Here is an 8,484-nt window from a genome sequence, read left to right as displayed (position 1 = left end):
CATCCACCACCTTGGCGCTGATGAAACATATTGTTGATGCCGTGCCCCTACTGCCAACGCAGACAAGAGATCAACCGCGTTGGCGCGGGTGAAAAAAATATTGCGTACATCGATTGTGGTAGGGGCACGGCATCCACCACCTTGGCGCTGATGAAACATATTGTTGATGCCGTGCCCCTACTGCCAACGCAGACAAGAGATCAACCGCGTTGGCGCGGGTGAAAAAAATATTGCGTACATCGATTGTGGTAGGGGCACGGCATCGATCGCCTTTGCTGTGGTGAAACATATTGTCTATGCCGTGCCCCTACTGCCAACGCAGACACGGCATCAACCGCGTTGGCGCGGGTGAAACATATTGTGTGTATCGATTGTGGTAGGGGCAGGGCATCGATCGCCTTTGCTGTGGTGAAACATATTGTCTATGCCGTGCCCCTACGCCTGGTTGTATAGCAACCGCCAAGGCAGTTAGGACAGATGACTGATACCATATAGAGCGGCTTCGACCTAACCTACAAGATCGGCTATCTGCTTGCACCAGCGCTTCGCTATCGCACTTAGAGAGGGGTAGGGTGGGCAAATTTCTGATAATTTGACAATTTCATCAGGAATCATGTCCATTTGCCAAACCTACAAGATCAGGCGATCGCACTGGTGATATCATGTTCAATGAAGTTGCCCCATAAGTTGGTTGATAATAGCATAACGTTCTTGCTTACGATGAGTCTGCACAGTGAAATTTTTATTGGTTTTTAACTGTTCCTCGTAGGAAATCTCCTCGACCTTAAACTGTCCTGCGTTTAAATTGATATTCACATTCAAGCCAAATTCCTTCCAAACCTCAGCTTTCCGACCTGAAATCAACACCTGCTTGCTCTTACTCTTGGCTGTTTCACATAGTTCATGGAGTTTTTGACGCAGGTCTCTTTGTAGCTCGTAGTATTTTTCTTGTTGCTGATCTGCCCACTCTTTCAAAGCGAGTTCGTCAGCAATTTTCTGTTCTTCCACAAGGCGAATTGCTGTGTTAATTTGCTCTTGGGATAGAGCAGCAGTAGCTGTCACGTCTGTAAAGTTGATGCTGGGATATACAGATTCAGCAACATACGGAATGTTTTTGTGACCAGTCCAGTTTCCTTTCTTGCTAAAGATGTGACCGATGCTATTTGAGGCAGTGATATCTACGAGGGCTTGATTGTTTGATAACAATGGAATCACGACATCGGGTCGCGTGCCAGCCATAACGTCTGTCCCTTGGGTGATAAATCCTAGTGCTTGGATGCCACGGTTGGCTTTTCCCTCAATGACGTATCCAGCTGCTGTCGAGGGGTGCATATTTCCCTTCCCCTGATCGAACTCAAACTTGCGCTTGATGTACAGGGCTATTTGTGCATCCGACGCTCCAGTATAATCGCCATTTTTGAACTCATCGAATGCTTTTTCGACCAAACCATCTACCTGTGCTGCTTTGAGGGCAGCCTCCTGTTCCTCCTCATCATATGCATTCGTGTCTTTTTTGGGTTTGTAGGTAACCAATTTGGCTTGGAGAAAGGCTGTTTGCCGGTTAGCTGAGCGCAAATGACTGGAGGCAAAAGGAGACACGAACGTGACATCACGGTTTACAGTGGTTTCGTTCTCTGCTTTCGGTGCCTGCTCTAGACCATCATCCCGCGTCAGTCCTTTGGTCATTGCCCGCACTCCACCCCCACTCTGCTGCACCACATGAGTCAACTCATGGGCAATCAACTCCTGCCCCCCTCGACTCCCCGGATCATAGGCACCCTGCCGAAAGAACACATCCTGCCCTGTCGTAAACGCCTTCGCCTGAATCGACTGATTCAACCGATCAGACTGGGAATCTGTATGCACCCTCACCCCACTAAAATCAGCCCCCATCGCCTGCCCCATTGACCGTTGCAGACTTGCATCCAAAGGCTGTCCACTTCCTCTGGCACTATTAATAGCAGTGTCCAAATCCGTTGCAGCTTCCCCTCCCCCAATCGCTTCCCCACGCATTTGGATTAACTTAGCTTGGATGTCTCGCTCTTCTGGTTCTTCCATCCGTTGCAGTGCGGAAATCTCATGTTTCGCCTGCACTTCCTCTTCTTTCTCTTCTTCCTGACGCTGTACCGACTGCCCTTGAGTTGACTGAGCAGATGCAGGTGTATTGATCTGTTCTACCACCTTCGCTGCTACCGCATCTGCCTCCTGTTCATATTTATCCCCAGGCTGCCCAATGGTCAACTTTGCTTGAATGGGTGGCACCGGATGACTTTGGGGATTACTTTCCTGAAACGCGCTCTGTACTAAACCCATCCCCTCGTTACTTGCTGTTTCTCTTGACTCTTGCGGGGATTGCTGCTGTTCACCTTCTCCATCGGTCTTTTGATCCAGCTTAGTTTGTATCGCAGCATTTCCCGGTGCATCAGGGCTATGAATCGCAATATTAGCAAGGTTGAACCCGAACCGCGATGACTTTTCCCGTCTCTGCACCCAGTAATCATTCATTTTGGCTTGCAACACACCCAATCTTTCCTGTTCTACAGGCGCGATATTGCCACTCTTTTCCTTAAGCTGAAGTTTAAACGCTTCAAACTTGTTCTGAGCGAAAGCTTTGTCCTCTATCTCCTCCTGGGTGGGAGGTCTTTGAGTTTCCTGTTGCGCTTGAACAGCAAAGGGGATGGGAGCAAACTGAGAGCTTTTTTGCTGAGTTTGACGAGGACTGGAGGAGGATTTGTGGGTTCTTTGATGCACGATCTTATCCCTGGCAAAACAAATTTTCTCTAATCTATTAATATAGGAGCAACCAACAAGTTCATCCGTTAATGCTTCCCCCGTTGTTGCCCTTACGAAGTATCTTTGTCCGGTATTGGGTGTAAAACTATAGCGGATTGCAGCCGTATGAGGTACACCTTGGCAGCAGTGTGCGGGCAGCATTAATGCTGCCCGCACACCAAGCCACAAGGCTGTACCTCACTCGCTTGCCATCCGCTGTCAAATACTCTTTGAGTACAGTTTAAACCCAACCGCTCAGTTCGGCAATCGTAAGCGGACGGTATAATTTGACTTATGCGGATGAACAGGTGTATGAGGAGATATGGCTCTTCTGTCAGTCTGGGAAAATTACACTTGTTCGCCCTCTGAAAGCCCTCCTAATATCATGTCCTTAGGCAATAGGTTGTATATAGTCGATTGTGCGAAAAGCTGTTTTTTTCCTCCCACCTGCTCACCTGCTCACCTGCTTACCTGCTAGCCTAACGCTACCGATGCAACTGGACATGATATAATTAAGGGTTTGAGCGTTGAGTTTCTATTATAAACTCTCTTTTGGAGTAGCCCAAGGGGTAAAACTACCGCCACATCATGGTTTCAGCATCTGCGATCGCCCATTTTTACCGATTTACCGATTTTTTGCCCAAAGCGATCGCTATCGATCCACCTACCACCAAAACCGCCCCAAAAACTCCCAATATTGTGATAGCTTCCCGTGCAATTAAATTCGGTATTAGCCACCCTACACCCCACACCGATATTAAAGTTACAATCGGAGCCAAAGCCAATACTGCACTCACCCGCGAAGCTTCCCAATGTTCCAAAGCTTCCGCAAAAGATCCGTAAGCGAGTACGGTATTCAAAGCGCAAAAAAGCAGCATTCCCCAATGTAGCAAACTCATTGTGAGTAGCAATTGTGGCTGAGCAAACGGGCTAAACAATAACGCGCAGCCGCCATAAATTAGCAGCATGATATTAGAAGAAGGTAATTTTTGCAGTAATTGCTTTTGCGCCAAAGCATAAATTGCCCACACTGCTGCTGCGATTGCAATAATCCCGCTGCCGAGCAAATATTGTCCTTTAGCTGCAATCAAATTGCTTAATCTTTCATTAAAAAACAGGACAAATCCCAGGGTTAATACACTCACTCCCACCCATTGACGGAGCGTATAACGTTCCTTAAAAATTACCAAACCTCCCAACCCCATTAAAACAGGAGCTAGTTGAATCAGAACTTGGGCATTAGCGGGTGCTGTCAGCGCTAATCCTTGTAGATAAAGGATGTAATTTAAAGCTAGAAAGATCGTAGCGATCGCTAGCAAACCAAAGGGCATCGAACGCAATTTGTCAAGCGGTGGTAATTGCTTCCTTCCTGCTAAATAAACGGCTAATATTCCAAATGAAACTAGAAAGCGAAACCAGGTGACCGTATACACATCAAGCGCTTGCAGCGTCACCGATAGGGCAATAGGTAGAAGACCCCACAAGAATACAGTTACCAGCGATAGGGATAGACCTAAACGCCATTTACCAGAACTTTGATGCAGCATTAATTGATTTTAGATTGTAGATTTTGGATGGCAGATTTTAACTGATTATAAGCAAAACGACTGAAAACCTCTTCTTCCTCTTCTTCGCGCTCTTCGCGTCTTCGCGGTTCAATTATTCAACATTTCCAACAACTGCGCTTCATCCAACTGGGCGATTCCCAAAGCTTGCGCCTTTTCGAGTTTAGAACCAGCATCTTCCCCAACCACTAAATAATCAGTTTTACAACTAACCGAATTAGTCACCTTCCCACCCGCCTTTTGAATTAACTCCTTCGCCTCATCCCGCTTCAGAGTTGGCAAAGTTCCCGTGATGACAAAAGTTTTTCCACTTAAAGGTAAATTTCCCTCTTTTGTGGTATTAACATCTTGCCTGCCCGCATTAGCAAGTTGTAACCCAGCAGCTTTGAGGCGTTGAATTAAAGTTTGATTTGCCGGTAATGTAAACCATTGGTAGACAGATTGAGCAATTTCCGGACCGATGCCGTAAACTCCTTCAATAGCAGCTGCCGATGCTTTCGCCAATTGGTCAACGGAAGGAAATTGCTCGGTTAAAGTTTGAGCATTGACGCTACCAACGTGACGAATGCCCAAACCGTAGAGTACCCGCGCCCAAGGTTGGGATTTAGAGGATGCGATCGCCTCCACCAATTTCTCAGCAGACTTCTTCCCCATCCGGTCTAAAGATGTTAGCTGTTCAACGGTTAAATCGTACAAATCTGCCACCGACTGCACTACTTTTTTATCCACTAACTGCTGGACTAATTTTTCCCCCATGCCGTTAATATCCAAAGCATCGCGACTTGCCCAATGCACCAGCGAACCTTTTAAAATCGCCGCACAAGAAGTATTAATGCAGCGCGTTACCGCCTCGTCTGGGGGGCGAATTACAGGTTGTCCGCAGACGGGACAATTGTTAGGCATTTGGAAGCGTTGGGCGTCTTGGGGGCGTAATTCTGGCAATACCCGCACGACTTCGGGAATAATTTCCCCCGCCTTGCGAACGATGACCGTATCGCCGATGTGCAAATCTAGTTCTTGGATGCGCGAAGAATTATGCAGCGTCGCCCGCGACACCGTCGTCCCCGCTAATTGTACGGGTTCTAATTCCGCCACCGGCGTCAGCGCCCCAGTTCTTCCCACTTGTACGGTAATAGATTCAACGCGGGTAGGTGCTTCTTCCGCCGGATATTTTAACGCCACCGCCCACCGGGGAAACCTTTGCGTAAATCCCAATCTTTCTTGAAGCGCGAAGGAATTTATTTTTACTACTACCCCATCTGTCATGTAGGGTAAATTCCGTCGTTCAGTATCCCAATAATCGTAATAATCTCGCACTTCCTCTAAAGAAGAACAAACTTTTCGATTGGGATTAACTCGAAAACCGATTTGTTGCAGCAATTCTAAAGATTCCCATTGAGATTTTGGATTTTCTTGTCCCTCTTCAGGAAGATGCAAAGTATAAGCAAAGAAATCCAACTTTCGCCGTGCCACAATTCTAGAATCTAACTGCCGTAACGTCCCCGCCGCCGCGTTGCGAGGGTTAGCAAATAGCTGTTCTCCTGCTTGCTGTCGTTCCTGATTAATTTGTTCAAATACTTCTATGGGCAAAAACGCTTCTCCCCGCACTTCTACAACTGGCGGCGGCGTTTTCATACTCAGTCGCAGTGGAATTGCGCGAATTGTTTTGACATTTTGGGTAATATCTTCCCCAGTAATTCCATCTCCCCGCGTTGCACCGCGCACTAAAACGCCATTTTCATAAGTTAAAGCAAGCGCATTCCCGTCTATTTTCAGTTCGCAGACATATTCAAACCAATCAATTTCCGGTGCTTGACGCCGCCAGCGTGACTCCCAAGCGGTAAATTCCTGGATATTGAAGGCATTTTCCAGACTGTACAGGGGAATATTGTGCCGCACCGAGGTAAACTGGGTTGCGGGTCTTTCTCCCACGCGCTGAGTCGGACTATCTAACGAAATCAATTGGGGATACTGGGTTTCTAACTCTTGCAGTTCCCGATACAAGCGATCGTAAACAGTATCCTCCATAATGGGAGCATCCAGGACGTAGTAAGCATAGCTAGCTTCCTGGAGTTTTTGCCTTAATTGTTGAACTCGCTGATCGACTTCAGGCGTTACTTGTCCCACTGAATCAATCTCCCAAAAGACGCAGTTACAACCTATTTTAACTTTTAGCAATCGTCAGAAACCCGGTTTTTCTAAAAAACCGGGTTTTTTTAATTAACGCTTCGGCGTTGCCAGCTTGCTAATTGCTAATTGCTAATATATGATTTTTTCTGACATTAGCCATTAGCCATTAGCCATTAGCCATTAGCCGCTCTTCGATAGATAACTAGCAACTTGAGTTAATTATTCAATTTTCGAACCGTCCACTTTGCTTACTTTATAATCCTGCCCAAAATTATTATCCCAATACGCTTCGCCCGTTTCATCATTTTTATAATAAACAGCCAACCTAAAGTAATCTGGTTCAACCGGATAATTTTGAGCCGGTGTTTTAAATTTCCAGACTTCTATTGCCGAATTAAAGATGGTGTCATATGCTCCTTCTATTTCTACCCCTTGGTAGGTGGCGTTTGTTTCTGTCCAGGATTTCCCATCATCTCCTGAAAATATTATACCAATTCTCTTCTTAAAAGAAATCTTCTTGACGTAAATTTCTCCTTCCAGCCAAAAAGCCCCAGAACTATGGGTTTTAACTGTAGCTTTATTCAGAATTACATTAGCCCCTATGATATTATCCTTGTTACTGACTAATTTATAATTAGCGCCGTAGTTACTATCCCAGTAGTCAACTCCATCTACGGTATATCTGATGGCAAATTCGGGGGCATAAGGAGCGTTAATCGATTCAAAAACGTCATAATCTCCATAATTTGATGCTAAATCTATAGGTGCGGTTAGCCACGCTCCTGATGAATCTTTATAAAGAATGTCTACAGTTTTGGGTGCTGCTAGATTTTGAACTTTAACTTTGACATAGGTATAAGCAATATTGACGCCATCGACTTCAACAGATTGAGCGATCGCATATTTCAGTTTGACGGGTGAAACTGTAACGTCCATGTAAAAATCTCCAGTAGAGCGAAACTTTCCCTTGTAACACTCTACCACTCGAAACCTACCAACCGGACAGGAGATAAAATCTAAACTATCGTTCGTAGTAGGCGCTTGGGCGCCGAGAGGAGGTAAGAAGGTGAAACTCTGGCTGGCTAGTGTGTTATTGTTGTTCGTGTTGGGACAACTGTTGGAGTGGGCGAAACACTTGTCGCCGCCATTGCCAATGTTTATACTAGGTGGGTTGTTATTGGCGATCGCTTCCAACTACGATCGGCGATCTGGTTGGCCTTTTAGCAAGTAAAAGCTAAATGGTTCCCGCCTGCCAAGCTTGCACTCCAGGCTCTAAGATAGGTTCAGCGATCGCGCGCTGCGCTGCAATTCCTTGCACTTCATAGATGTCTTGCGCCTGCTGCTTCCCGCGAGGCGTCACGCGGTCGAGCCAGCGCAGGTAAAATAACTCTGGTCGATCTAAGCGAGCGATTGTTGCCTTGGAGACAATAATGCCACAGCCGTAATGCTTGGTTAACTCTTGCAGTCGCGCCGCCGTATTCACCACATCCCCAATCGCAGTCGAGTCTAGGCGTCCCTCCGCACCCAAAGCACCGATAGCAGCAATCCCCGTGTCAATTCCAATGCCGATTTTAATCGGTTTAGTTAGATTGTAATCGACCAGATTTCTATTAAATTCCTTCACGCTTTGTTGCATCATTACCGCCGCATTTAAAGCATCTTGCGCCTTTAGTCCCGCGCGATCGAAAATTGCCATGAGGGCGTCGCCGAGATATTTATCGATAAAACCGTTATTGGCATTAATGCAAACATTCATCCGGGTGAAGAAACCATTCAGCCATTTAAAAGTTTCTCCCGCTGATTGAGATTCATAAATGCCGGTAAAACCGCGAATATCGCCGAATAAAACCGCGATTTCTTCTTCTTTAACGTTTCCTAACTCAATCGATTCTAAACCGCTGGGCGCAATGCGGCGTAAGAATTGATCCGGGACAAATAGCCGCAATTTTTCCGCTAGGATTTGATTAATATTTCCACCTAGAATGCGGCAAGGGGGCGGACGCTAAACCTGCGCGGA

7 protein-coding genes are annotated in these 8,484 nt (G+C 46.4%); 2 read left to right on the top strand and 5 right to left on the bottom strand.

What is annotated here, in order from left to right:
- The first annotated feature begins 166 nt into the window (after positions 1–166).
- Positions 167–352 (top strand): hypothetical protein, encoded by a 186-nt coding sequence (locus MiSe_RS12040; protein WP_226579318.1) that lies wholly within the window; start codon positions 167–169, stop codon positions 350–352.
- Between the two features lie 314 nt (positions 353–666).
- Here MiSe_RS12040 and MiSe_RS12035 read toward each other — a convergent pair whose 3' ends face one another.
- The 4 genes from MiSe_RS12035 to MiSe_RS12020 all read right to left on the bottom strand — a co-directional run bounded on the left by MiSe_RS12035 (position 667) and on the right by MiSe_RS12020 (position 7,403).
- On the bottom strand, positions 667–2,961 hold the full coding sequence (locus tag MiSe_RS12035) for an eCIS core domain-containing protein (RefSeq protein ID WP_226579316.1): 2,295 nt from the start codon (positions 2,959–2,961) through the stop codon (positions 667–669).
- 428 nt (positions 2,962–3,389) lie between these two features.
- On the bottom strand, positions 3,390–4,319 hold the full coding sequence (locus MiSe_RS12030) for a DMT family transporter (protein ID WP_226579315.1): 930 nt from the start codon (positions 4,317–4,319) through the stop codon (positions 3,390–3,392).
- A 108-nt stretch (positions 4,320–4,427) separates the two neighbouring features.
- Complete coding sequence (gene ligA, locus MiSe_RS12025; protein WP_226579313.1) at positions 4,428–6,464, bottom strand: NAD-dependent DNA ligase LigA; 2,037 nt, start codon at positions 6,462–6,464, stop codon at positions 4,428–4,430.
- A gap of 222 nt (positions 6,465–6,686) precedes the next feature.
- Positions 6,687–7,403, bottom strand: a complete 717-nt coding sequence (locus MiSe_RS12020; RefSeq protein ID WP_226579311.1) for a CBM21 domain-containing protein — start codon at positions 7,401–7,403, stop codon at positions 6,687–6,689.
- Between the two features lie 130 nt (positions 7,404–7,533).
- Between MiSe_RS12020 and MiSe_RS12015 the strand changes: the two genes are divergently transcribed.
- A complete protein-coding gene (locus tag MiSe_RS12015) occupies positions 7,534–7,698 on the top strand; it encodes a hypothetical protein (protein WP_226579308.1) in 165 nt (54 codons plus the stop codon).
- Between the two features lie 3 nt (positions 7,699–7,701).
- Here the strand turns inward: MiSe_RS12015 and MiSe_RS12010 are convergent, their stop codons facing one another.
- Complete coding sequence (locus MiSe_RS12010) at positions 7,702–8,412, bottom strand: adenylate/guanylate cyclase domain-containing protein (protein ID WP_226579305.1); 711 nt, start codon at positions 8,410–8,412, stop codon at positions 7,702–7,704.
- Positions 8,413–8,484: the final 72 nt, after the last annotated feature.

Source organism: Microseira wollei NIES-4236, assembly GCF_020521235.1.
In the GTDB taxonomy this organism is placed as follows: Bacteria; Cyanobacteriota; Cyanobacteriia; order Cyanobacteriales; family Aerosakkonemataceae; genus Microseira; species Microseira wollei.
Note: the sequence above shows the minus strand (reverse complement) of the source record. Positions and strands in the feature narration are given on the sequence as shown.

Bases quoted from the DNA above. Each gene is read 5' to 3' on its own strand.
- MiSe_RS12040 (WP_226579318.1), top strand. From the start codon at position 167: ATGCCGTGCCCCTACTGCCAACGCAGACAAGAGATCAACCGCGTTGGC.
- MiSe_RS12030 (WP_226579315.1), bottom strand. From the start codon at position 4,319: ATGCTGCATCAAAGTTCTGGTAAATGGCGTTTAGGTCTATCCCTATCG.
- MiSe_RS12020 (WP_226579311.1), bottom strand. From the start codon at position 7,403: ATGGACGTTACAGTTTCACCCGTCAAACTGAAATATGCGATCGCTCAA.